The sequence below is a fragment of the Kitasatospora sp. NBC_00315 genome (assembly GCF_041435095.1).
Classification (GTDB): domain Bacteria; phylum Actinomycetota; class Actinomycetes; order Streptomycetales; family Streptomycetaceae; genus Kitasatospora.
This window is the reverse complement of record NZ_CP108025.1, coordinates 8,054,471-8,079,059: the sequence shown is the minus strand read 5'-3', so window position 1 is coordinate 8,079,059 and position 24,589 is coordinate 8,054,471. Positions and strand designations below refer to the sequence as shown.

Sequence of the window (24,589 nt, the reverse complement as noted above, 5' to 3'; positions counted from 1 at the left end):
TGTGCGCATCGTTGTGTCGGCGGGAGGAACTTCCGCAGGGCCGATCGGGTGATGGAAGCCGTGTCCGACCGCGATCGGCGAGCACGGGGACCGTCCACGCGGTTGAATCCCACGGGCGCACAACGTCAGAGGGAGGACGACTCCATGACCGGTGAGGACATCCTCCTGGGTATCGCCCTGACCGTTGCTCTCGCCACCGGCTCGCAGATCCTGGCGAACAAGCTGCGTGTCCCCGCCCTGATCATCCTCCTGCCGGTCGGCTTCACCGCGGGCGCCCTGACCGACGTCATCCACCCCGGACGGCTCATCGGACCGGACTTCCCCGCGCTGGTCTCCCTGTCCGTCGCGGTGATCCTCTACGACGCCGGCCTCGGACTGAACCTGCGCAACCTGACCGGCCGCACCCGCGCGATCGTGCTCAAGCTGCTGGTCATCGGCATCCTGATCACCTTCTTCGCCGTCTCCGCCATCGGCCCGGCCCTGTTCGACATCCCCCTGCGGGTGGCCGCGATGATCGCCGTGATCCTGGTCGTGTCCGGCCCCACCGTCGTCGGCCCCCTGCTCGAATACGTGCGGCCGACCGACAGGCTGCGACGCATCCTCATCTGGGAGGGAACGCTCACCGACCCGATCGGCGGCATCCTCGGTGCCATCGTCTTCCACGCCATCGCGACGACCGGCCGGATCGACATCGGCCGGGGCTACCAGATCGGCCAGTTCCTGATCAGCATGGGCGTCGGTGTCGCGGGCGGCGCCGTCGGCACCGCCCTCCTCTGGCTGGCACTGCGCAAGCTGCGGCTCGGCGAGACCCTCGGCACCCTCGCCCAGCTGGCGACGGTGATCCTCGTCTCCGCGGGCTGTGACATCGCCCGCGACGACACCGGCCTCATCGCCGCCATCGTCACCGGACTCGCCGTCACCAACCTGCCCGGCCTGGACATGCCGGCCCGCCGGCCCTTCCTGGAGACACTCGTCCAGCTGATCATCGGCCTTCTGTTCATCTCCATCTCCTCCGCCGTCACCCCCGCCTCCGTGACGCCCGTGCTCGTCCCCTCCCTCGTTCTCATCGCCGTCCTCGTCCTGATCGTCCGGCCGCTCGTCGCGTTCGCCTCGGCCCGGGGCTCCGACCTGACGGCGGGCGAACGCGGCTTCATCGGGTGGATGGCGCCACGGGGCATCGTCGCCGCGTCGACCGCGTCCGCCTTCGCCGCCACCCTCGTGGAGAAGGGACTGCCCGGCGCCTCCGAGATCCTCCCGATCACCTTCCTCGTCATCGTGGGAACGGTCCTGCTCTACGCACTGACCGCCGCACCCGTGGCCCGCCGGCTCGAAGTCGTCCGGCCGAGCCGGACCCGGCCGCTGCTCGTCGGCGGCGACCCGTGGGTGATCGGCCTCGGCAAGGCGCTGGAGGCCGCGGGACTCGACGTACTGATGTGGGCCGGGCTCGACGAGGAACGCGAGCGGATCACCGCTGCCGGCATCGAACTCGCCCACGGGGAGATGCTCGCGACCGCTACCAACCCCCGGGCCCGCCTGGAGGGCGTCACCGCGGTGTTCCTGCTCACCGACGACGACGACTTCAACGCCCTCGCCTCCGTCGTCGTCAAGGACAACGTCCAGGGGCCCGTCTACCGGGTGGGACCGCCCCAGGACAGCCACGGCGTGGTCGCCCCCTACACCGGGGGCGACATCCTCTTCGGCCGGCCACTCGTCCGGCACCTCTTGGCGGCACGCTACCGACGGGGCGCCCGCTTCCTGCTGCAACCCGGCACCGTACCCGTCCCGCCGGGCCACGACGTCCTCTTCGTCGTCCGCCCCGACGGCCGCCTGGACCCGGTCACCGAGACGAGGGCGATCACCCCGATGCCGAGCGACACCGCCGTCCTGCTGGGCCCCGCGTGATGTCCTGGGCCGCCCGGTTCCGGCTGCGGCAGTACGCCAAGGCCAGCCTGTGGATCGTCCCGCTGTTCGGGCTCGCCCTCGGCGTCGCCCTCGCCGAGGCGGCGACGGCCGTGGACGGGGCGTCGTGGCTGCCGAAGAGCTGGGACTACTCCGCGTCGACCGCGAGCACCGTCCTCAGCTCGGTGGTCGGTTCGATGATCGCGCTGCTCGGATTCGTCGTCACCATCGGCGTCCTGGTCATCCAGCAGGCCACCGGCACGCTCTCCCCGCGCTACATGCGGCTCTGGTACCGCGACCGGCTGCAGAAGGCCGTACTGGCCACCTTCACCGGCACCTTCGCGTTCGCGTACACGCTGCTGCGGACCATCGAGACCGACTCGGTGCCCAACCTCGGCGTGACCCTGGCCGGTGTCGCCGTCTCCGTGAGCCTCCTGCTCCTGCTGATCTACCTCAACCGCTTCACCCACAACCTGCGCCCCGTCGCCATCGCCGACATCGTCGGACGCCAGGGCGAACAGGTCCTCGACCACGCGGCGGCACACGTCCGGAGCACCGCGGCACCCGGCGGGACGCCACCGACGGACGGCCCGGTGACCCTGGTACGGGCGGAACGCGGCGGTGTCGTCCAGGCGTTCGACGCACCCGGCATGCTCGCGCTCGCGACGCGGCACGACTGCGTCCTCGTCCTCGCCGCCTCCGTCGGGGACTTCGTGCCGCCCGGCGCCGCCGTCGTCGAGGTCCACGGCGGTACCGACATGCCCGACCCGCACCGGGTGGCCGGCCTGCTCGCCCTCGGCGCGGAGCGGACCATCGAACAGGACCCGGCCTTCGCCCTGCGCATCCTCGTCGACATCGCCATCCGCGCCCTCTCCCCCGCCGTCAACGACCCCACCACCGCCGTCCAGGTCCTGAACCACATCGAGACGTTCCTGCACACCGTCGGTCGCATCGGACTCCGCGACCACTACGTCCTCGCCGACGACCACGGGCGACCCCGCCTCGTGCTCCCCGGCCGCTCCTGGGAGGAGTACCTGGAACTCGCCCTCACCGAGATCCGCGACTACGGCACGACCTCCGTCCAGGTCTGCCGACGCCTGCGGGCCCTCCTCCAGGGCCTCCTCGCGGCACTGCCGGACTCCTACGGGCCCGCACTGCGCGCCGAACTCGTCCTCCTCGACGACGCAGTCGAACGGGGCTTCGGCGATGCCCCCCGCCGCACCCTTGCCCGCACGGCCGACCCCCAGGGCATCGGGGGACGACGTCCCGGGCGAGCAGCCCCCGAGGCCCCGGCGTCCGACGAGCCCGGTCCATAGCGCATCTGCCGCGCCCGGCCACCGGGCAGCGCTCAGCGTCGCCCCCGAACCTCGAAGTCCACGAGAGCGGCCTGGGCCACCTCCACGATCACCTCGGGGCCGGAGACGGCATCGACCGTCAGCCCCGGCTCGCCGACCCGCAACGGCTCCAGCGCGTCGTACTGGGAGCCGAGGAGGGCGGCCGGCATGAAGTGACCGGCCCGCCGGTCGATCCTGCGAATCCGGGCCGTGAGAGCACGGAGCCAGGGCGCGCGGTCCTCGTCGTCGAGTTCCTCTCCGGCCGACATTCTGGCGATGTTCTCGGCCGGGTGAAGGTCGTCGCCCTCCGCGAACGGAACTCCCCGGCGGCGCGCAAGCAGGCGCCCCAGGGTGCTCTTGCCGGAGGCGGCGACACCCATCACCACCACCACCGTCGGTGCCGACACCGCTGTCCCCATCCCGCTCCTCCCGGTCCTCCCCCGGTCCTCCCCCGGGGGACGGCCCCCGCGACACCTTCCCGCACCGGCGGGCGGATCCGGTTCATCCGCCGCCGCGCGCGCGGACCGGTGCACCCGGACGGCCCAGAGGCAGGCCGCCGGGGCCGCCGAAGGGGGGAGGCCGGACGGGACGGCCGGCCCGGAGAATCGCGGCAGCGCCCTGCAACTGCTGGGATCGGCCCATGAGCCACCCGTCCGCCGTACCCGCCGGGTCATCGGCCCTCCTCCTTCCGTACCCGCCCGAGCAGGTGGGTACGGCCGACCTGATGGCAGTCGTCTGGGACGGCCGGGGCGCTACGCCTCCAGAACCGCCCGCCGGCCATCCGCTCTGGCGCGCCCCCCGTACCCTGATCAGCCCGCACGTGGGCGGGCACGGCTCCGCGTTCCTGCCGCGCGCGTCGCGCCTGATCCGCAGCCGGCTGGAGCGCTTCCTCGCGGGTGAACCCCTGGCCAACGTCGTCACCGGGCCTGCCGGCTGAGGCCGCGTCCGGCGTCGGCGACCGGGCGGCACGCCGTCCGAGGGACATCGCTGCGCCGGATGGCCGAAGGCGCGGCGAGCCTCTCCCGGGGCACGCGACGCACCCGGGCACGGTGCCTGCGGTTACGAAACGGGAACCTACGACGGGAGACGACCATGGCCTCGGCCTCGGACGCGCGGCGGCTCGACCTACCATCCCTGCTACGCGGCCAGAAGGCGCTGGTCACCGGCGCCAACTCGGGTATCGGCAAGGCCACCGCGATCGCACTGGGCCGGGCCGGCGCCGACGTCGTCGTCAACTACGTCTTCGGCCGCGAGGCGGCGGAGGAGGTGGTCGAGGAGATCAGGTCGTTCGGTGTGCGGGCGTACGCGCACGAGGCGGACGTCGCCGACGAGGAGCAGGTCGTCGCCATGGTCTCGCACATGGTCGCGGAGTTCGGCACGATCGACGTCCTGGTGGCGAACGCCGGTCTGCAGCGCGACGCCGCCAGCACCGAGATGACGCTCGCCCAGTGGAACAAGGTCCTGGAGGTCAACCTCACCGGGCAGTTCCTGTGCGCGCGCGAGGCCGCGAAGGAGTTCGTGCGCCGGGGCGTCGTCCCCGAGGTGTCCCGCGCGGCCGGGAAGATCGTCTGCATGAGCTCCGTCCACCAGATCATCCCCTGGTCCGGCCACGCCAACTACGCGGCGTCCAAGGGCGGCGTCCTCATGATGATGCAAACCCTCGCGCAGGAGCTCGCCCCCAAGGGCATCAGGGTCAACGCGGTCGCGCCCGGCGCCATCCGCACCCCGATCAACCGCGACGCCTGGGAGACCCCCGAGGCCGAGGCCGACCTGCTCAAGCTGATCCCCTACCGCCGGGTCGGCGACCCCGACGACATCGCCCACGCCGTGACCGTGCTCGCCTCCGACCTCATGGACTACGTGGTCGGCACCACGATCTACGTCGACGGCGGCATGACGCTCTTTCCCGGCTTCGCGACCGGAGGCTGACCCGCAGGTGGACACCGCGACACAGCTCCTCGCCGGCGCTCCGGCGCAGCTCCTGCCCGCCCGCGAGATGATGGCGTTCACCCTGGCCACCCACATCATGCTGGTGCCGTTCGGGGTGGCGCTGCCGTTCATCACGCTGGTGATGCACCACCGGGGGCTGCGCAAGGGCGACCCGACCGCCATGTTGCTGGCCCGGCGCTGGTCCGCCGTGATGGCCGTGCAGTTCGCCGTCGGTGTCGTCACCGGCACCGTGCTGTCCTTCGAGTTCGGCCTGCTGTGGCCCGGCATGATGGGCCGGTGGGGCGACGTCTTCGGCCTGGGTTTCGGCGTCGAGGCGTGGGCCTTCTTCCTGGAGGCCGTCCTCATCGCGATCTACCTCTACGGCTGGCGCCGGCTGAAACCGTGGACGCACTTCTGGCTCGCGGTGCCGCTGCCGCTCGCCGCCCTGCTGGGCGCGTTCGGCATCATCGCCGCGAACTCGTGGATGAACACCCCGCAGGGCTTCACTCTCGACGCCGACGGCAACCCGGTGAACGTCGACGTCCGGCAGGCGGTCTTCACCCCGATGTTCGGGCCGGAGTACTGGCACTTCACCGTCGCGATGTTCCTCACCGCCGGGTACGTCGTCGCCGGGGTCTACGCGGTCGGCTGGCTGCGCGGGCGCCGCGACCGCTACCACCGCCTCGGCTTCACCGTCCCGTTCACCGTCGCGGCGATCCTCACACCCGTCCAGTTCTTCCTCGGCGACAACATCGCCCGGCAGGTCTTCCACAAGCAGCCGATCAAGTTCGCCGCCGCCGAACTCGTCTGGGACACCGACACCCACGTCCCCGAGTACCTGTTCGGCCGCCTGCAGGAGGACGGCAGCGTGAAGGGCGGCCTGAAGATCCCCCAACTCGACTCCATCCTCGCCGGGTTCAAACCGGACACGCAGGTCACCGGCCTCAACGCGGTGGCCGCCGACGACCGCCCCACCGCGACCCAGGCCACCATCGTGCACTGGGCCTTCGACATCATGGCGACCATCGGCAGCGTCCTCATTCTGCTCGCCCTCTGGTACGCCTGGTGCTGGTGGCGCCGCCGCGACCTGCCGAAGTCCCGCTGGTTCTTCCGCTGCGCCGCCCTCGCCGGCGTCGCCAGCGTGCTCTGCGTCGAGTGCGGCTGGATCACCACCGAGGTGGGACGCCAGCCGTGGATCGTCTACCAGAACATGCGGGTCTCGGAGGCGGTGACACCGACCCGCGCGGCCTCCCTGTGGACGATGTTCGCCGTCGTCGTGGTGGTCTACGTCCTCGTCTTCGGGGCGTTCCTCACCGTGCTGCTCAAGATGGGTACCCGCTGGCGCCTGGCCCAGGCCGGCCCCGCCGCCGCCGCGGAGAGTCCGGAGAGCGACACCCCCTACGGACCGCGCCCCGAACTCGCCGCTGCCGGGGCGCACCCGCCGCCTGCCGACCCCGGCCCCGGGCACACTCCTGGAGGCACCGGGTGACGGCCGACATCCTGTCCTGGGTCCTGCTGCTGGCGATCGTCGCCTACGCCTGTGGCGGCGGCGTCGACTACGGCGCCGGCTTCTGGGACCTGCTGGCCGGCGGCGCCGAGCGCGGCAGGCGCCCGCGGTGGCTGATCGACCACGCCATGGCCCCCGTCTGGGAGGTCAACAACGTCTGGCTGGTCTTCGTCCTGGTGCTCATGTGGACCGGCTTCCCGGAGTTCTTCCAGACCGTGTTCACCGCGCTGTGGCTGCCGTTGGCGCTCGCCGCCGTGGGCATGGTGCTGCGCGGCGCCGGGTTCGCCCTGCGCAAGCCCACCCGCCGGCTCGCCGCACGACGCGTCTACGGCGCCGTCTTCGCCGTCGCCTCCCTGCTCACCCCGTTCTTCCTCGGCACCGTCATCGGCAGCGTCGCCTCCGGCCGGGTCTCCCCCGGCACCACCGCCTCCGCCGACGCCTGGGCGAACACCACCTCCGTGACTGCGGGGCTGCTCGCCGTCTGCGCGACGGCCGTCCTCGGCGCCGTCTTCCTCACCGCGGACGCCCGCCGCTTCGGCGCCCACGCCCTTGTCGGCTACTTCCGGCTGCGCGCCCGGATCGCCGTCGCGGCGCTGGTGGTCGTCGGCGCGATCGGCCTGACCGTGACCACCGACGACGCCACGTACGTGCACCACGGCCTCACCCACGGCTGGGGGCTGCTCCTCGTCCTGCTGTCGGTGGCGGCCGGAGCAGTCACCGTCGTCCTGGTCGGCGGGCCCGCCCTGGGCTGGGCCCGGTACAGCGCGGTGGCAGCCGTCGCCCTGGCGGTCGCCGCCTGGGGCGTCGCCCAGCGGCCCTACCTGGTGCCCACCTCACTGACCGTCCAGCAGGCCGTCGGTGCGAGCGGCACCCTGCGGTGGATGCTCATCGTGTCGCTCGTCGCGCTCGTGCTGATCGGGCCGGCCGTGACCGTGCTCTACCGGCTCGACACGCGAGGCGTCCTGGAGCCGCTGACCGACGACGACGTCGCGAGCTGACACCGCTGAGCGTGCCGCCTTCGACGGCACGGTCAGCGGGACGCCCGGCGGGTGGGCTCAGCGAAGGCGCTCCGCGATGCGGTCGCCGACCCGCATCGCGTTGGCGATGGCGGTCAGGGACGGGTTCACCGCGCCGATGCTCGGGAAGAAGCTGGTGTCCACGACGTACAGGTTGTCGAGGTCGTGGGCCTTGCAGTCGACGTCGAGCGCGGAGGTCTGCGGGTCGGTTCCGAAGCGGACGGTGCCGGCCTGGTGCGCGGTGGCGCCGATCGGCATCCCCTTGTGCAGGTAGAGGCTGTGCGGCAGCAGGTGGTGGGGGTGCATGCCCAGCTGCCCGAGCATCTTCTGGAGCTTGTGCTGCAGGCGCTTCAGCCCTTCGGTGTTGTTCTTCTCGTCCAGGGCGAGGTGGATGTCGCCGTCACCGTCGAGGGTGACGCGGTTGTCGGGGTGCGGGAGGTCCTCACCGCACAGCCAGAAGTCCACCGCGTGGTGGGCCAGCACCTCGAACGGCATGTCGGGTGAGGCGAGTCCGGCCCAACGGGGTGCTTCGCCCTTGATCTGGTCGGAGTCGGACTTGCCGAGCATCTGGATGCCGCCGAGCGGGAATTCCCAGTCGTCGGCGCCCAGGTACCAGTCGTTCAGTGCCAGGGTCTTCTGGAACTGCGTGTCGTTCGGCTCCTTGGAGACCGCCATCAGCGCGAGGTTGTTGTGCCGCATGTAGTGGCGGCCGACCACGCCGGAGCTGTTGGCCAGCCCGTCCGGATGCCGGTCGCTCGCCGAACGCAGAAGTAGTGCGGCGGAGTTGACCGCGCCACAGGCCACCACCACGATGTCGCCCCGGAAACGGGCCGTGGAACCGTCCGCCAGCTCCGCGACCACCTCGGTCACCGTGCGACCGCCGGCATCCGTCTCCAGCCGCCGGACGTTCGCCCCGGTGACCATCGTGACGTTGTCGTGCTCCAGCGCCGGGTCGACGCAGATGACCTGGGCGTCGGCCTTGCCCTGCACCAGGCACGGGAACCCGTCGACCCGGTTGCAGCGGATGCACACGCTCCCGTGGGCCGCGCCGCCGGTGGCGTCCTGGGTGAGGTTGACGCCGATCGGCAGGTGGAACGGGTGCAGTCCCTGCTTCTCCAGGTCGTCGCTGAGTTGCTGGATACGCGGTTCGTGCCGCACCGGCGGGTACCTGTACTGGGCGCTGACCGGCCCCTCGCCGGGGTCCTCGCCGTGCTGGCCGTGCACGAGGTAGAGGTGTTCGGCCTGGGTGTAGTAGGGCTCCAGGTCCTCGTAGCGGATCGGCCAGGCCGGGGAGAGGCCGCCGTGGTGGCGGATCTCGCCGAAGTCCTCGGGCCGCAGGCGGAAGAGCGCGGCGCCGTAGAACTTGGTGTTCCCGCCGACGTAGTAGTTGACCTCCGGCGGGAACCGGTCGCCGTGTTTGTCGAACCAGAACTCCGGGGCCCGGTACTTGCCCTTGACGAAGACGGCGGTGGACTCCCAGTTGTCCCGCTCGCGGGGGAGGTATCCGCCGCGTTCCAGGATGAGAATGCGTTTGCCGGTCGGCGCGAGGCGGTGGGCGAGGGTGCCGCCGCCCGCTCCGGTGCCGATGACGATGACGTCGTAGTGTTCGGTTCCTGCCACGGGGTCGCCTCGGATCGTGGGTGGGTGCGGGGTGGGCCGGCAACTGCCGGCCCACCGGTCAGAGGATGGCGATGGGATTGACGGGGGAACCGGTGGCCGCGGGGAGCCGCAGGGGCGCGACGACGCAGAGGAACGACCAGCGGTGTGCCTCCTCGCAGAGCGGCACCAGGTCCTCGAACTGCAGGTAGTCCATGAAGTGCAGTCCGAGGGCGTGGATGCCCAGGACGTGCACGGGGAAGTCCACGCCCTCGGTGGGGCTGGGGGCCGTGTCGTTGTTGCCGTCGCTGCCCAGCACGGCCACTTGGCGCTCGGCGAGGAATTCCACCGCCTCGGGGTGCAGGCCGGCCCGGGCTCGGGCGGCGTCCCAGGGCCCTGTTTCGATGCGCCGGCGGCGGTGGCCGACGCGCACGAGGAGGATGTCCCCCACGCCGACCCGCACGCGCTGGGCGGCCTCGGCGGCCCGGAGGTCTTCGGCGGTGACGTGGTCGCCCGGCTCCAGCCACGGCACGCCTCGCAGCCGAGGGATGTCGAGGAGTACGCCGCGGCCGACGATGCCGTTCCGCACGAGGTCGACGGACAGGGCGGTGGCACCCTCCGCGGTCACGGTGCTCGCTGGGACGCCCCCGTGCAGGGTGCCGTCGTAGACGACGTGGCACAGGGCGTCGAGGTGACTGTCCGCGTCGCCGTGCACGTTCATGCTGAACCGGTCGGTGGCGAAGTGCAGCCCGCCTCCCCCGGCTTCGGGCTCGGGCGGGCTGGTGAGCCGGTGGCCGGCGGGCTGCGGGTTGTCGGGGGCGGCCCGGGTCTCGATCGGTGCGGCCATCGTCACCGTCCGGCCGAGTCTGACCTCGCCCGCCGCCGCCCGGACCAGCCCCGGTGTGCGGGCGGCCACAGCGCTGTGGGAGCCGCTGGTGGTCGGCTGCGCGAGCCGCCGGTAGAGCGCCGTGAACTCGGCACGGCTCTGGCGTGGGCGCGGTGGGCGCCCGTCGTCCGGCCTGTTCTCTGCTGCTCCCATGAACACCGCTCCTGGGGCCGTGTCGGTCGCGTCGCCGGTCGAGGAGTTCCGGCGGGGTGCGCGCCACCATGACGGCTTCTCCGAGACGGGGCGGCACTGCGTCCACTATCGGCCAGGACCGGCACAAGCGCCCGCCGCGCCGGCCGGCGGCTCCGTCACCCCGGAGCCGGCGGAAGCGGCCCCGGCCGGCGGGATGTCCGGCTCCCCGGCGGCGCGTCCGTGCGCTGCCGTCCGTGTCGCCCTGGTCGTCACTAGGCCGTTGGAATGACGTTCGATGATGTGCCGGACCGGCGCGGACCGGAGTCGCGATGCGCCGTGCCAGGCCGTGATAGCACGGTTGGAGGCTTGTCGACCGACGTTCGTCCGATCGCCTTCCGGTACCGAGGAGACGCTGAGCATGCAGACCACGCCCGTCGGACCGACCGCCGCCACGCCGCCGGATCCGTTCGCGCTGGTCCGCACCCGCGGCTACGCGGTGCTGCTGGTGATCACCGCGCTGCTCGGTGTCCCGATCTCGGCAGCGGCGTTCGGCTTCCTCGCGCTCGTCTCCGAACTGCAGTCACTGACCTACACCGACCTTCCCAAGGGCCTCGGCTTCCACGGGACGCCGTCCTGGTGGCCGATCCCGCTGCTCGCCGTGACCGGACTGCTGGTGGCCCTGACCATCCGCCACCTGCCGGGGTCGGGCGGACACAAGCCGGCCGAGGGCCTGGTCACGAACAAGGCGCCGTCGGGGGCCGAACTGCCCGGCGTCGCGCTCGCGGCGGTGGCGTCCCTCGCGGGAGGCGTGGTGCTCGGCCCCGAGGCACCGCTCATCGCGCTCGGCGGCGGCCTGGCGGTGTTCGCCGTCCGTGCGGCGAAGCGTGACATCCGGCCGAACGCAAGTGCCGTACTGGGGGCCGCGGGCAGCTTCGCGGCGGTCAGCACACTGCTCGGCTCCCCGCTGCTCGGCGCGTTCCTCCTGATGGAGGCGGCCGGCCTCGGTGGCGCGACGATGGGCATCGTGCTGGTGCCCGGCCTGCTCGCGGCCGGCGTCGGCGCACTGATCTTCACCGGCCTCGGGTCCTGGACCGGCCTGGGCACGTACTCGCTCGTCCTCCACCAGGTGCCGCACGCCGACCGCCCCGACCTCGCCGGATTCGGCTGGGCACTCGCCATCGGGGTGGCCTCGGCCCTCCTGGGAACGGGAATCCACCGCTCGGCCCTCTTCCTGCAGCCCCGGATCGAGCGACGGCGCGTGGTGGCCACCGTCCTGGCCGGCGTACTCGTGGGGGTGGCCGCGCTGGTGTACGCCGAGGGGACGGGCAAGGCGGCGTCCGACGTGCTGTACTCGGGCCAGAGCGCGCTCGGCCCACTGCTGGCCGGTCAGTCCGGCTACACGGCCGCCACACTGGCGGTACTCGTCAGCTGCAAGGCGCTCGCCTACAGCCTCTCGCTCAGCGCTTTCCGCGGCGGCCCCGTCTTCCCCTCGATGTTCGTGGGAGCGGCGGGCGGCCTGGCCCTCGCGCACCTCCCCGGGCTCGACGTGACGTCCGGCTTCGCGATGGGCGTCGGCGCGATGTGCGTCGCCATGCTGAAACTGCCGATGACCGCCGTCCTGCTGGCCACCCTGCTGCTGGGCCTGGAGGGCCTCACCGTGATGCCGCTCGTGATCGTCGCCGTGGCGGTCTCCTACGTCCTCACGCTCCGACTCACCCCGGCCCCCGCAGCGGTGGAGGCCCCGACCCCGGCGTCCCCGTGAGCCGGGAACTCGGGACCGGGGACCCCCCGCGCCGGCCGCCGGGCGCGTCGGTCACACCCGCATGCCCTGGGCGTGACGCGGTTCGGCCAGCAGTCCGTAGATCACCAGGACGGACATCAGCATGGTGAACAGCGACCAGTAGGGGAAGGCCGAGAGGAACATCATCTGACCCACCAGGCACAAGGAGGCCAGCGTGATGCCGGTGATCCGTGCTGCCCTGACCCCCAGCAGCACACCCAGACTGGCCAGCACCTGCGCGATCCCCACCGCGACCCAGATCCACCCCCAGGCCGTGTAATTGAGGATCAGTAAGCGGTTGCCGTGGTTGGCGGTGGTCTCGTAGTAGCCGTGGTCCAGGATCGCGACGAACCCGTTGATGATGTCGAACAGACCGCTCAGCATCAGGAGGATTCCGGCGAAGGCAACCCAGTGCGAACGCTCCAGCGGTGGAATATTGGTGTTCGAAGTCGGGGGCGATGGCTGCATGGATCCATCAGAGGCCGCTCGCCCACCGGCGTGCAAGACAGCGTGAGCTGTTGGTGTCACTCACCTGACCCCTTCGAACCGCGGGCGGCGGCGCCCGAACCGCACACGCGCCGGCGCGGTGCGGCGCGGAGCCGGCCGGGCCTCAGCCGTGACTCTGCCACGGCTGAGCCCCGGCGCCGGCTCAGTCCCGGGCGCGCTGCCTGTCGATCGCCTCGTCCAGGGTCGAGGCCGCCATGATGAGCGACAGGTGCGTGAACGCCTGTGGGAAGTTGCCGAGTTGTTCACCGCTCGGACCGATCTCCTCGGCGAACAGGCCGACGTGGTTGGCGTAGGTGTGCATCTTCTCGAAGGTGTAGCGGGCAGGGCGGACCCGCCCGGCCCGGGCCAGGGCGTCGACGTAGAGGTAGGTGCAGAGGCTGAAGGTGCCCTCCGAGCCGCGGAGGCCGTCCGGGGAGGCGGCCGGGTCGTAGCGGTAGACGAGGCTGTCCGAGACGAGCTTGCGCTCCATCGCGTCCAGGGTGGAGAGCCAGCCCGGGCTCTTGGCGGCGAGGAATCCCACACGTGGGATCAGCAGCAGCGAGGCGTCCAGCACGTCGCCGCCGTAGTGCTGCACCAGGGCCTGCTCGGACTGGCTCCAGCCCTTGTCCATCACCTGCTCCAGGATGGCGTCGCGGGCGGCCCGCCAACGCGGGATGTCGGCGGGCCGGCTGAGCTCGATCGCCATCCGCATGCCCCGGTCGAAGGCGACCCAGCACATCACCCGGCTGTAGGTGAAGTCGTTGCGGCCTCCGCGCGTCTCCCAGATGCCCTCGTCGGGGCGGTCCCAGTTGTCGGACAGCCAGTCCAGGGTCCGCGCGAGCCCCTTCCAGCCGTGGTAGCCGAGCTCCACGCCGACGTCCATCCCCTCGGCCATGGCGTAGAGGGCCTCACCGTAGATGTCGAGCTGCAGCTGATCGGCGGCGGCGTTGCCGGCCCGCACCGGACGCGATCCCCGGTAGCCCTCCAGGTGGTCGAGGATCTCCTCGGTCAGATGCGGTTCACCGTCGACCCGGTACATGATCTGGAGACGCTCGCCGGGCAGGTCGGCTCGGTCGCGCATCCGGTCGCCCAGCCACTTGGTGAACGCCGACGCCTCCTCGGCGAAGCCGAGGTCGAGCAGGGCCCGCACGGAGAGCGAGCCGTCCCTCACCCAGGAGTACCGGTAGTCCCAGTTGCGCTCGCCCCCGACCTGCTCGGGCAGGCCCATGGTGGCGGCGGCGACCGGCGCCCCGGAGGGGTGGTAGGTGAGCAGCTTGATCGTGATGGCGGAGCGGTTCACCATCTCGGCCCACCGCCCCCGGTAGTGGGAGCTGTGCAGCCACTTCTGCCAGAAGTCCACCTCATGCCACAGCCTCGCGGTGACGTCCTCCACGACGAGCGGAGGGGGCACCGCACCGTCTGCGGCACACGTGGTGAACACGGCTGCGGCCGACTGGCCCCTGGTGAGGACGACCGAGCCCCGCACGTCCTGCCCGTCCCGCTCCAGCGGGAAGCTGGCCTGCAGATGGCCGGTGATCCCGGGTGCGCGGAAGACGGCCTCCTGGGATTTCATCTCCAGCTCGTGTTCGGCGCGGGCGTAGTCGAACCGCGGCCGGCACTCCAGGACGAAACGCACGGTGCCGCGCACGGCCCGGATCACCCGCATCAGGCTGTGGCGGTCGGTCGGGGTCCGGCTCGTGTTGGCCGGCATCCAGTCGACGACCTCGCCGACCCCGTCCGGCGACATGAACCTGGTGACCAGTACCCCGGTGTCCGGGTAGTAGAGCTGCTTGCACGACACGTCCGAGTGCTCCGGCGCCAACCGGAAGTGCCCACCGCGGTCGTGGTCGAGCAGCGAGGCGAAGACGCTCGGCGAGTCGAATCTCGGCGAGCAGAACCAGTTGACGACACCCTGGGACGACACCAGGGCCGCGGTCTGCAGGTCACCCACGAGTCCGTGGTCGGCGATCGGAGGGTAGCGGTCCATGAGCATCCAATCCCCGAAATGGCTACGGTGTGCCCATCATCCGCCACGTATGGTGATGAAATGCGGTCAACTCGCCGAACGGGCGGCGGATCAAGCAGCCCCCGCAGCGGGCTGCCACTGTCTGCCGCCGGCTGGAGCCACGCCCGCATCGGGACCTGACCCGATCGCCACTCCCCGACCCGCTCGCCACTCCCCGACCCGATCGCCGGACCGTCACTCGGCCGCTGACCGCCGTTCGCGGCATACCCGATCAAGTCTCCCTGGGGGCGGCTTGAGCCAGGTCGTGCAGGGTGAGGAACTGCCCGGGTCAGGTACGGGCGGCAGTCGAGGGCTGCGGCTGTCAGTAACCGGTGCCGCGCTCGACCTGGGCCCGCTCGATGTCGTGGGCCGCCCCCTTGCGGTCCAGGGTGGCACACGCATCGGCGATGTCCTGCGTCAGGCGGTCGATCTGGTCGCGGCTCAGGGTCTCCTTGACCAGGGCCCGCAGGATCTTCACCCGCTCCGCGTTGGGCGGCAGCGTGTACGCCGGAACCATCCAACCGCGCTCGGCCGAGAGCTGCCAGGCGATGTCGGACTCGTCGTAGTCATGCTTGCCGGCAAGGCGGAAGGCGACCAGCGGCAGCTGCTCCAGATCGCTGCCGATCACCTCGAAGCGGCCGCTGTCACGCAGGTTGGCCGCCAGCGCGCGGGCGTTGGTCTGCATCGTCTCCATGACGTAGGTGTAGCCCTCACGACCCAGTCGCACGAAGTTGTAGTACTGCGCGAGCACCATGGACGCGCCGGTGGAGAAGTTCAGCGTGAACGTCGCATCGGTCTTGCCCAGGTAGTTCTCGTAGAACACGAGATCCTCGGCCAGGTCGGACTCCTCGCGGAAGACCAGCCAGCCGATGCCGGGGTAGACCAGGCCGTACTTGTGCCCCGAGACGTTGATCGACCGGACCTGCTCCAGCCGGAAGTCCCACTTCGAGTCCGGGTAGAGGAAGGGCCACACGAAGCCGCCGCTGGCGGCGTCGACGTGGATCGGAATGTCCAGGTCCCGCTTCTTACGGATCTCCCGCAGGAGCTTGTCGATCCCGACGACGTCGTCCATGTGGCCCGTGAACGTGGTGCCGAGGACGGCGACGACGCCGATCGTGTTCTCGTCGAGGTGGGGCTCCACGTCCTCCGGGCCGATCGTGTACTTGTCCTCGGCGAGCGGCACGATCCGAGGCTCGACGTCGAAGTAGCGGCAGAACTTCTCCCACACGACATGGACGTCACCGCCGAAGACCAGATTGGGCCGCTCCGCCGACAGGTTGGCCGCCTTGCGGCGCTCCCGCCACTTCCACTTCAGCGACAGCGCGCCGAGCATGATCGCCTCGGACGAGCCCTGAGTCCGGCACCCGGTGGTCCTGCCCGGCGCGTGGAAGAGATCGGCGAGCATCCGCACGCAGCGCTGCTCGATCTCGGCGGAGATGGGGTACTCCGCGTGATCGATGAAGTTCCGATGGAGGTTCTCCGCGATGATCCGCTGCGCCTCCGGCTCCATCCACGTGGTGACGAACGTGGCGAGGTTGCGCTGCGGGTCGCCCTCCATGACGAGGTCCTCATCCACCAGGCGCATGGCGTCCGTCGCGGTCATGCCCTCCTCGGGAAAGGTCTCCGAGGGAGCGGGCACGGTCAGGAAGCGGTTGCCGAACAGGGCCGCGATGTCACTCTTGGTCATGCCGGTGACTCAACCACCGCCCGGTCGGGAGCCATGCGCAGGACTCGTACACCGGACTCGAAAGGCACCCGAACGGCCTATCCTTCCCGGGTGACGTGTGACCTGGCGACCGCACTGTGGGCGCTCCGGAGCGGGCGTCAGGCCCGCATGGTGTCGTGAAGGGCGAACGCCCACGGCTCGACCAGTACCCGCACCGCACTCGCCCGGGCCCAGCGCGCCGGTCGGCTGGTCCGGCCTCACTTCCGCCAGAACAGGCGGTGTGTCACACCGCTCGTGCTGGGCACGACGTCCTGGTGGAAGCGGTCGAGCAGCTCATCCGGGGACGTCCACAGCCGGGCCCCGGAGCCGAGCTTCGTCGGCAGGACCGCCACATGCAGGGTGTCGACGAGGTCGGCCTCGATGAACTGCCGAATGATCGTGGCCCCACCGCCGAGCCGGACGTCCTGCCCCTGTGCCGCCTCCTTCGCCCGGGCGAGCACCTCGGCCGGTTCGCCGTCGACGAAGTGGAAGGTGGTGTCGGAGAGCGTGAACGACGGGCGCTTGTGGTGCGTCATGACGAACACCGGCGTGTGGAAGGGAGGTTCCTCGCCCCACCACCCCTGCCACTCGTGGTCCTGCCAGGGCCCGCGCTGCGGCCCGAACTTGTTTCGGCCCATGATCTCGGCACCGACATTGCGGGCGTAGTCCCGCGTCATGTAGTCGTCCAGACCTCGGCTGCCACCCCGTTCGGAGCGTTTGATGGGTGGGTGGTCGGTGGCCATGGCCCAGGCGAACATCTTCCCCGGGTCGGCATGGCCGAACGGCCTTTCGAGAGTCTGACCCTCGCCGGCACCGAACCCGTCGCTCGAAACGGTGAAGTTGTGGACCCGCAGCAACTGACTCATGTCCGTCCTCCTGCTTCGCGCTTCCTGATCACTTGACGAACGGTAGACCGGCCGGGCCGGGAAAGCTCATCGCCGCATCGTGCATTCGCTCGACGGGATGGTCTGTCGCTCCTCAGTGCCGTCCGAGCGCGGGATGAACCCACGACGGGCACCGGCGGAATCCTTCTCCGACCCGAAGGGGCAGACGTACTGGCCGGCCGTCATCCGGACCGTGAAGGCGAGGCGCTGGGGCAGCGAGCTCCTGTCCTGCAGTGGACCGCCGTCGCCAGGAGAGGTCCCCGACAGCTTGGTACGGTGCGTGGGTTGCACCGCTCGGGAAGTCACGGCAGCGCTCAAGGGAGAGGGGCCAGGCGACGATACAGGCGTCAGAGATCCCGCGTGCGGTGGCCGCGGCCATGTCGACCGCCCCATCACTGGCCTACCAGTGGACGACGCGATCGTTCCTCTTGACTCGAACAAGCTCACTCTGCGCCTGTTGCCCTGTGACGTCCTGCCCCGGTTGGCTGCGGCCTGCTGCCTGCTGCCTGCCGAACCGGCCTCCGCTGCGCCGGCGCCGAACGACACTTCGTGGTCGACGGCCGCGGTGTGATGCAGGCGCTCCTGGCTGGTCCGGTCAGCATGCGGCCCCGCACCGATCACTTCGGGTGGGCCGGGGAGCCGGCAGTCACCTGGCGGAGGAGGTCGGAGTTGGTGCTGGTTCGCTTCAGCCGCTCCAGGAGCAGCTCGGTGGCCGGCTGGGAGTCCAGGCCGCTGAGGACCCGGCGCAGGGTCCAGGTGGCGGAGGTGCGGGCGGGGCCGAGGAGGAGTTCCTCGCGGCGTGTGCCGGAGGCGCGGATGTCGACGGCTGGGAAGATCCGCTTGTCCGCGAGGCGGCGGTCCAGCCGCAGTTCCATGTTCCCGGTGCTCTTGAACTCCTCGAAGACCAGGTCGTCCATGCGGGAGCCGGTGTCGACCAGGGCGGTGGCCACGATGGTCAGTGAGCCGCCGTTCTCGATGTTGCGCGCCGCACCGAAGAGCTTCTTCGGATGGTGGATCGCGGCGGAGTCGAGGCCACCGGTGAGGGTGCGGCCGGTGACGGGGGCTGCGGTGTTGTAGGCGCGGGCGAGCCGGGTGATCGAGTCGAGCAGGACGACGACGTCGTGGCCGAGTTCGACAAGGCGCTTGGCGCGCTCGATGGCGAGTTCGGCGATGGCGATGTGGTCGCGGGCGGGCCGGTCGAAGGTGGAGGCGATGACCTCGCCCTTCACGGAGCGCTGCATGTCGGTGACCTCCTCGGGGCGCTCGTCGACCAGGACGACCATCAGGTGGGCCTCGGGGTGGTTGCGGGTGACCGCTGCCGCGATCGCTTGCATGATCATCGTCTTGCCGGTCTTCGGCGGGGCGACGAGCAGGCCGCGCTGGCCTTTACCGATCGGCGCGACGAGGTCGATGACTCGGCCGGTCAGCTGCTTCGGGTCCGTTTCCAGGTGCAGGCGCTCCTGCGGGTACAACGGCGTCAGTTCGGTGAACCGGGGCCGGTGTCGCGGCCCGTCCGCAGCGCGGCCGTTGACCGTGTCGATACCGGCCAGGGACGGCCGGCGGTCGGCGCCGACGTGGGTGGAACCGGTCAGTACGTCACCGGGCCGCAGGTCGAGGGCCCGGACCTGGGCGGTGGACACGTGCTGGTCGGTGCGGCCGGGAAGGTAGCCGGAGGTACGCAGAACGGCGTGGCCGTCGCGGATGTCCAGAACACCGGCGACCGGCACGAGGTCGCCGTCCGCAACGGCGGGCGCCTGCGACCGGCTACCGGTCCGCTGCGCCGGCGGGGCAGGTCGAGTGCCGTCGCCGGCAGTGGTCATGGGCCGTTGATCGGACGTCGGAAGGCCGGCGGAGCGCGTGGCGGTGATCGCCTCGACGAGCTCGCCCTTGCGTAGCCGGACGGAGCCTGGGACGCCGAGGGTGAGGGCGAGTTGCTGGAGGTCGGGCTTCAGCAGGCTGTCCAGCTCGACGCCTGTCGCATGCGGCTCGGACGCGGTGGTCCAGGATGTGGGTGAGGGTTCGGTTGCTGTACTCACGAGAAGGTTCTCCGGTTGACGAGGGATTGAGGTGAAGCGGCGCCGAGTGGACGCTGCTGTATCGGTCGCGACAGCGCGACGTGAAGGGCGGGATGCCCCGGCCGGTGTGCTCTCGGCGTCCGGGGGCAGCGCTGATGGGCCGCGCGAGGCACGATGGTGCTCAGGCCCGTGGCCTTGGGGCCGCGACTGCCGTCACCAGGTGGCTGGTAACGGGTGACCCCACTCAACGCGATCGGTTCGCGGTGGGATCACTGCCGTTCCTGCCTGAGCGGCTGATCCGACAAGCCGGATGCGACCGTGCACGCCCGCGAGAGCTGCGACGGGCCGACTTCTCGGGCGATGTCACGGGTGTGCAGCAGGGACGGGATCGACGGCTCTCAGTCGACAACCTGTCCGTGCCCGTCAGGCCTCCGAGGACCTGGCGCGGGCTCCGCCGTTGTAGCCGGATGGCTGCGGAGTGCCGGGCTCGCCGAATGTTCAGGCGAACTCACGTGTCGGACAACTCGATACTATAGCGCCCCCTTGCAGAGCGCGCAAACAGATGCCAGTCACCTACGCTGTCACAGCACAGCGGGGCCCCGAGGATGAACGCGGGACCGAGCGACCCGGAGGTTTCGTACCGGCTCCACCAGCACAGCGCGCGCGGTCCGGGAGCTGCACCGGCCCGGCACTACTGACGACCCGCCGCTGCCGCCTTCGCCGGCCCCTTTGATGAGCAACCGCACACACGGCCCGACGATGCCCGAGATCCCCGGCATCATCCGGGACGCGGCCGGGCCATCACCTCCCCCGGCACGGCCGTCCACAGCACTGCGGTCCGCCGGTCTCGGCTGCAGGACGGGCGCCTGGAGCTCGACCCGGAGGCGGCCCCCTTCCACCATGCCCCGGCGGGCCGGGACGCCGACCGGACGACGCCGACCGTTCAGGGCGGCGCCGTGTCCGACCACGTCGACGAGCGCCGGCGCGATCAGCCCACCGACGCGCACGTCGGTGCGGGTCAGTGGGCTGTGGGTGGGGTGCCTCAGAGTTCGATGCAGTAGTGGACCTGGGTGTCCTGGGTGACGAACCCGGCACTCTCGTAAATTCCGGACTCCGTGCTCGAACCATCGGCGTCGACCCTGATGCTGGCCCGTCCGTAACCCTGGTCCTGCGCGGCCCGAAGCGTGTGTGAGATCAGGGCTTCGGCCACGCCGCGCTCCTTGTACGCGGGCCGCGTGGCGATGACCCTGAAGTACGCGTCACGGATGCCGTGCGCAGCCGTCTCCGCCTCCCACGAGACCACCAGGAGGATCCCGGCCGCCGTCCCGGTCCCGACGTCACGGAGCAGGAAGCTCAGCTCGGGCCGGAAGCTCGCGTTCACGGCCCAGACCTTCCACTCCTCGGCGCTGAGCTGCGACCTACCCACGTCCTTCTGGACGGCCTCGTTGCGGACCGTACGGAACTCCTCGTCGGTCTCGGCCGTGTAGCCCTCGATCCGCAGGCCGTCGGGGACAGGGGCGTCCTGAATGGCGGTGCCGAGCGGATGCCTCATGTGTCGGCCCCACTTCGTCGCCGTCATGCCTGCCGCACGGTACAGGGCGACGGCCCCGTGAACATGCTCGCCGTAGACGGATTCGACGACCAGCTGGAGCGTGGGGTGATGCAGTTCGTGCAGCGCCTCGGCGGTCGCCAGCCCGTGGCGGAGGAGCTTCATCCCGAGCCCCTGGCGACGATGGGTGGGACGGACGGCGCCGGCCGCCTGCACCCGGTGGACGATCTCGGCCATCGGCTTGTAATGGACCGCCGAGAAGCCGAGCATCGTCGCGCCGTCGAACACCGCCAGAGTGGACGTCGGGAGGTCGTCGACCGGCGAGTCCAGCTCCTCGGCCGCGTCCTCCGCGGTGTACTGCCCCCAGACGTGGTCCTCGGCGTCGATCGCGTTCAGGAGGTCGGCCATCGCCGCGCCGTCGGACACGGTCATCGGGCGCCAACTGAGGTTCTGCGATTCGACAGTCATGATCGCAACCTTATGGAGCCTGGCGGGAGCTGTCATTCCGATTTAAGGCCCGGTGATGGAGTCCGATGCTCGGGCTGGTCAGTGGCCATGGGCGATGAGTGATCGTTTGCTGGTGGCGCCGGTTCTGGTGTGGTGCCAGATCGCGGCGACCATGCCCGGCAGTCGCTCCGATTCGGGCGGAGACGCCGCCGTGGGTGCGGGCGCCGTGCTGTTCGAGCGTCAGCTGACCCTTGAGGATGTCGAAGATCGCCTCGGTCCATTGGCGCATCCGCAGCAGCTTGCGCTCGGTGGACGTGGAGGCGGGATCACAGGTGTTGCACCGGGCCTGGCGGACCGGATGCACGCCCCAACTCGGCGCACAGCTGCTCGGGCTCTCCGCCAGCAAGGCCCTTGGCGGCCCTTGTCGGCCGGGATCACCCAGGTTGGTCCGAGGCAGTCCCGGCCCCGCACGGGGGACGCGGATGCGTTCAAGGACGGCCTGGAACCGCGGGCTGTCGTACCAGTGGCCGGCGGTGATCAGCAGCGACAGGGGCTTCTGCCCCTGCTCCACGGAACAGAGCGTCCCAGGCTCGTCCAGATCCGCGACAACCCCATCGACTGCATCGCCGAAGCCGAGCGGGAAGGCTGGCTCGGCGAGGTCGAAGGCCTCGAAGCCGGCCTCGCCGGCGCCGAGGACAAGCTCGCCCAGATGGACTCCGCCACAGCCCGCACCGCCCCGGCGGTCGATCGCGGGAACCCCGATTCACCCGGATCGCCGGACGCGCCAGTGATATATGAAGACGGGTATGCTTCGGCGACGCAGTAGATCGGGAGCGCACATTCGGGGGTGCCATGAGTCGGCCGTTGCTGTTCCTGGATGTCGACGGACCCCTGAATCCGTATGCGGCAAAGCCCGAGAAGCGCCCCGAGGGCTACACCACCCTCCGAGTCCCACAGGAGACCGGGGCAGCTGGGGAGCCCGGGAGACTACGGACCCATGTGCGGCCACTCCGGGTATGGCTCAACCCAGACCACGGGCGTGCGCTGCTGGCTCTCGGCTACGAGATCTGCTGGGCCACAACCTGGATGAGTGACGCGAACAAATGGATCGGACCTGTGCTCGGTCTGCCGGAACTGCCGTTCGTCGACTTCGGTAGCGCCCTGCTCAACGAGCGCCCTGATGGCGTTCATTGGAAGTCCGAGCCGTTGGTGGAGTACGCCAACGGCCGACCGTTCGCTTGGGTGGACGACGAACAGGGCCACGCGGATCATGCACACGTGGCTGCCAACCACCACGCACCCGCCTTGCTCCATCACGTCAATCCGCGGATCGGTCTGCGGAACGCCGACTTCACTACCCTCGCGGCCTTCGCAGCATCCATCGACACGTCGCCGGACGCTCCCTGAGCGGCAGGCAGCCGGACCTGGGGCCTGTTGCGAAAGCTCTGTTGTCGAGTGCGGGCTCAGTCGTCTCAAAAGGCACCGGGCTGCCGGGACCCGCTACGACAAACCCGCCGTCCGCTACGAGGCCACTGTCACCGTCGCCACGATCAACGAGTGGCCCTGACGTCCGGGAAGCTTCAGGTCAAACTGTCGCGTGCCGAGGCGAGGAAGGCAGCCTTGTGCTGTTCAAGATGGTCCGTCACCGTGGTCTCGGCGAGTTCCCGCCACGCGGCGTGGTTCAAGGCGCGCGCGTAGGCGGTCGCGGGAATGTGGACCACGGTGGCGCAAAGCAGCAGGATGCTCCTCTCGGCGACCCAGAGAGCCCAGCCATGGCGGCCTGGGCCTCGGCGTGCCACTCATCGCCTGCGGCCCAATCCACCGGGCGGGCGTAGGCGAGCTTCTCCGCATCCTGTGCGTACCCGATGAACTGTATAAGGGTCTGGAGTTGTTCGGCTCAGCGTGCTTCCGCTCTGGCCGAGGCCTGCCGACGTTCCTCGACTCGGTCCGCTGAACACTGCCCTGCCCGCTGTGTCAGCGACGCCAATCCACCACCCAGAGCAACGCCGACCAGTGAGATCGCCGACGTCCACAGTTCTCCCGCCATGGCGCATTCATACCAGCGCCGGCCGGAGGGCGCCGACGATCTTTCGATCTCATCTTCGGATTGAGGTGAACTTCATCTGTTTTGCGAGCAATTGGGGAAGCGTGAGGGGTGGCAGTTCAGTTCGACCATCGTGGCGATCGCAGGAGTGGTCTTGATCGCCTTCTGAAGCGCGCCTAGTGCCAGTAGCTGGGCGTGTTTCCCTCCCCAGGATGGTTCCAGGCCCATATGAGGAAGGCGATGACGGCGGCAGCGATGAGGATGGCGAGGAGGAGGCAGCCGATTCCGCCTCGCCGGTTTCGGCGGTCGATGTCGTCCACCTGGGCCCCCTGGTGTCGAATCCGGTGTGCATTCGAGCATGCCGCCGGAGGGAGTGGAGGGCAATACATCCGCAGCGAGCACGCTGCCGCGTACCCGGCTTCCCGCCCCTGAGCGGACGGTGACCGTCCGTCAGGCCAGCGTCAAAAGCGCCCCAGGCCTCGGTTCCCAGGATCGCCGAGTCTCCCGAAACCCGAGTTTCGTCCCACCGACAGTCCTACCCGTCGGCCCGGCCCGGCGCGCTGGGCGCGGCGATCTCCCAGATGTGGCCGCCCGGATCGCGGAAGCTCGCCGTGCGAAGTCCCCATGGCCGGTCCACGGGTCCGTTGAGCAGGCCGACACCTCGCTCGGCCAGACGCCGGCACACCTGGTCCACGTCCGTGACCTCCAGGGTGAACTGCGTGCGCACGCCCTGGTCCGGGGAGGCGACGGGGGCGGGAGCCACGAGCGCGGGGGCGGAGGCGACCGCCAACAGGTTGATCATGGTCCCGCCGAACCGGAAGACGGCCGAGTTCTCGTTCTCGAAGTGGACCGGGAGCTCGAACACCTCCCGATAGAACTCCTTCGCCTTCACGAGGTCCTCCACGAACAGGGTGACGGCTTGGATGCCTCCGGGCCAGACAACCATGGGCGGTGTTTCCTTCCACGACGAGGACGATGACTTCGGTCGCGCAGATACTCACACACGGGACTGACATCCCGGCCGTCGACGCGATCGCTCAGGCGCCGACCGACGTCCTCACTGCCCGAGCACCATCTGCTGTGGCGACCACGCGGACGCCGAGCAGGCCCCACAGCTCCACGTCCAGCCGGACGGCGTCGTCCGAGTCAACTTCGCGGTGGCCGGCACGGTGCCCGTTCCCCGTTCCCGGCGCCCGCTGCCCGCTGCCCGCTGCCCGTGAGGTTGTGCTCGCGCAGGCCCTCGGCGAGGATCCGCTCCTGCTCAGCCCGCGTGGCTCCGGCGTCCCGTGCCTCGTACAGCCTACGGGTGAGGTACCTCGGCCTCTTCCGGGTGGTCGTGCGGGGGTGGGGTCGTCGACCTCGACGTCCCGGTGGG

Annotated in this window: 18 protein-coding genes and 2 pseudogenes; 10 read left to right on the top strand and 10 right to left on the bottom strand. The window is 70.4% G+C overall.

Going from position 1 to position 24,589, the window contains the following annotated elements; genetic code table 11:
• Window positions 1-144: 144 nt before the first annotated feature.
• A complete protein-coding gene (locus OG823_RS33510; protein WP_371484121.1) occupies window positions 145-1,902 on the top strand; it encodes a cation:proton antiporter in 1,758 nt (585 codons plus the stop codon).
• A complete protein-coding gene (locus tag OG823_RS33505) occupies window positions 1,902-3,215 on the top strand; it encodes a DUF2254 domain-containing protein (RefSeq protein ID WP_371484120.1) in 1,314 nt (437 codons plus the stop codon). The genes OG823_RS33510 and OG823_RS33505 overlap by 1 nt, the downstream gene beginning before the upstream one ends.
• A gap of 32 nt (window positions 3,216-3,247) precedes the next feature.
• On the opposite strand, the gene OG823_RS33500 is transcribed toward OG823_RS33505, so the two are convergent.
• Window positions 3,248-3,652 carry a gluconokinase gene (locus OG823_RS33500; RefSeq protein ID WP_371484119.1) on the bottom strand — a complete coding sequence of 135 codons (405 nt, stop codon included), beginning with the start codon at window positions 3,650-3,652 and terminating at the stop codon, window positions 3,248-3,250.
• 335 nt (window positions 3,653-3,987) lie between these two features.
• Between OG823_RS33500 and OG823_RS33495 the strand changes: the two are divergent.
• The 4 genes and pseudogenes from OG823_RS33495 to OG823_RS33480 form a co-directional block, all read left to right on the top strand.
• A pseudogene (locus OG823_RS33495) lies at window positions 3,988-4,170 on the top strand (dihydrofolate reductase); the annotation flags it as partial.
• 155 nt (window positions 4,171-4,325) lie between these two features.
• Entirely contained in the window at window positions 4,326-5,162 is an 837-nt protein-coding gene (locus OG823_RS33490) for an SDR family oxidoreductase (protein WP_371484117.1), read from the top strand.
• A gap of 67 nt (window positions 5,163-5,229) precedes the next feature.
• Window positions 5,230-6,651, top strand: a complete 1,422-nt coding sequence (locus tag OG823_RS33485) for a cytochrome ubiquinol oxidase subunit I (protein ID WP_371484746.1) — start codon at window positions 5,230-5,232, stop codon at window positions 6,649-6,651.
• The gene (locus OG823_RS33480; RefSeq protein ID WP_371484115.1) at window positions 6,648-7,667 is read left to right on the top strand and encodes a cytochrome d ubiquinol oxidase subunit II; all 1,020 of its coding nucleotides are present in this window, start codon (window positions 6,648-6,650) and stop codon (window positions 7,665-7,667) included. The genes OG823_RS33485 and OG823_RS33480 overlap by 4 nt, the downstream gene beginning before the upstream one ends.
• A gap of 57 nt (window positions 7,668-7,724) precedes the next feature.
• Here OG823_RS33480 and OG823_RS33475 read toward each other — a convergent pair whose 3' ends face one another.
• Together OG823_RS33475 and OG823_RS33470 are read right to left on the bottom strand one after the other, a co-directional pair.
• On the bottom strand, window positions 7,725-9,305 hold the full coding sequence (locus OG823_RS33475; RefSeq protein WP_371484114.1) for a GMC oxidoreductase: 1,581 nt from the start codon (window positions 9,303-9,305) through the stop codon (window positions 7,725-7,727).
• 58 nt (window positions 9,306-9,363) lie between these two features.
• The gene (locus tag OG823_RS33470) at window positions 9,364-10,320 is read right to left on the bottom strand and encodes a cyclase family protein (RefSeq protein ID WP_371484112.1); all 957 of its coding nucleotides are present in this window, start codon (window positions 10,318-10,320) and stop codon (window positions 9,364-9,366) included.
• A 397-nt stretch (window positions 10,321-10,717) separates the two neighbouring features.
• Here OG823_RS33470 and OG823_RS33465 point away from each other — a divergent pair, with 397 nt between their 5' ends.
• Window positions 10,718-12,061 carry a chloride channel protein gene (locus tag OG823_RS33465; RefSeq protein ID WP_371484111.1) on the top strand — a complete coding sequence of 448 codons (1,344 nt, stop codon included), beginning with the start codon at window positions 10,718-10,720 and terminating at the stop codon, window positions 12,059-12,061.
• 51 nt (window positions 12,062-12,112) lie between these two features.
• On the opposite strand, the gene OG823_RS33460 is transcribed toward OG823_RS33465, so the two are convergent.
• The 4 genes from OG823_RS33460 to OG823_RS33445 form a co-directional block, all read right to left on the bottom strand.
• Complete coding sequence (locus tag OG823_RS33460; protein ID WP_371484109.1) at window positions 12,113-12,547, bottom strand: hypothetical protein; 435 nt, start codon at window positions 12,545-12,547, stop codon at window positions 12,113-12,115.
• A 181-nt stretch (window positions 12,548-12,728) separates the two neighbouring features.
• Window positions 12,729-14,552, bottom strand: coding sequence for a glycoside hydrolase family 15 protein (locus tag OG823_RS33455; protein ID WP_371484108.1), 1,824 nt, complete (start codon window positions 14,550-14,552; stop codon window positions 12,729-12,731).
• Window positions 14,553-14,892: 340 nt separating this feature from the next.
• A complete protein-coding gene (locus OG823_RS33450; protein WP_371484107.1) occupies window positions 14,893-16,257 on the bottom strand; it encodes a glutamate decarboxylase in 1,365 nt (454 codons plus the stop codon).
• Window positions 16,258-16,493: 236 nt separating this feature from the next.
• Window positions 16,494-17,141 carry a dihydrofolate reductase family protein gene (locus OG823_RS33445; protein WP_371484106.1) on the bottom strand — a complete coding sequence of 216 codons (648 nt, stop codon included), beginning with the start codon at window positions 17,139-17,141 and terminating at the stop codon, window positions 16,494-16,496.
• Window positions 17,142-17,536: 395 nt separating this feature from the next.
• Here OG823_RS33445 and OG823_RS33440 point away from each other — a divergent pair.
• Window positions 17,537-17,646 (top strand): annotated as a pseudogene (locus tag OG823_RS33440) (aminoglycoside phosphotransferase family protein); the annotation flags it as partial.
• A 130-nt stretch (window positions 17,647-17,776) separates the two neighbouring features.
• On the opposite strand, the gene rho reads toward OG823_RS33440, so the two are convergent.
• Window positions 17,777-19,195 carry a transcription termination factor Rho gene (gene rho, locus OG823_RS33435; protein WP_371484105.1) on the bottom strand — a complete coding sequence of 473 codons (1,419 nt, stop codon included), beginning with the start codon at window positions 19,193-19,195 and terminating at the stop codon, window positions 17,777-17,779.
• 1,021 nt (window positions 19,196-20,216) lie between these two features.
• Window positions 20,217-21,191: a GNAT family N-acetyltransferase gene (locus OG823_RS33430; protein ID WP_371484104.1), complete on the bottom strand. Its 975-nt coding sequence runs from the start codon at window positions 21,189-21,191 to the stop codon at window positions 20,217-20,219.
• A 94-nt stretch (window positions 21,192-21,285) separates the two neighbouring features.
• On the opposite strand from OG823_RS33430, the gene OG823_RS33425 reads away from it, so the two are divergent.
• Together OG823_RS33425 and OG823_RS33420 are read left to right on the top strand one after the other, a co-directional pair.
• Window positions 21,286-21,996: a hypothetical protein gene (locus tag OG823_RS33425; protein WP_371484103.1), complete on the top strand. Its 711-nt coding sequence runs from the start codon at window positions 21,286-21,288 to the stop codon at window positions 21,994-21,996.
• Window positions 21,997-22,022: 26 nt separating this feature from the next.
• Entirely contained in the window at window positions 22,023-22,577 is a 555-nt protein-coding gene (locus tag OG823_RS33420; protein ID WP_371484101.1) for a hypothetical protein, read from the top strand.
• Between the two features lie 1,172 nt (window positions 22,578-23,749).
• Here the strand turns inward: OG823_RS33420 and OG823_RS33415 are convergent.
• Window positions 23,750-24,160: a VOC family protein gene (locus tag OG823_RS33415; RefSeq protein ID WP_371484100.1), complete on the bottom strand. Its 411-nt coding sequence runs from the start codon at window positions 24,158-24,160 to the stop codon at window positions 23,750-23,752.
• Between the last annotated feature and the right edge of the window lie 429 nt (window positions 24,161-24,589).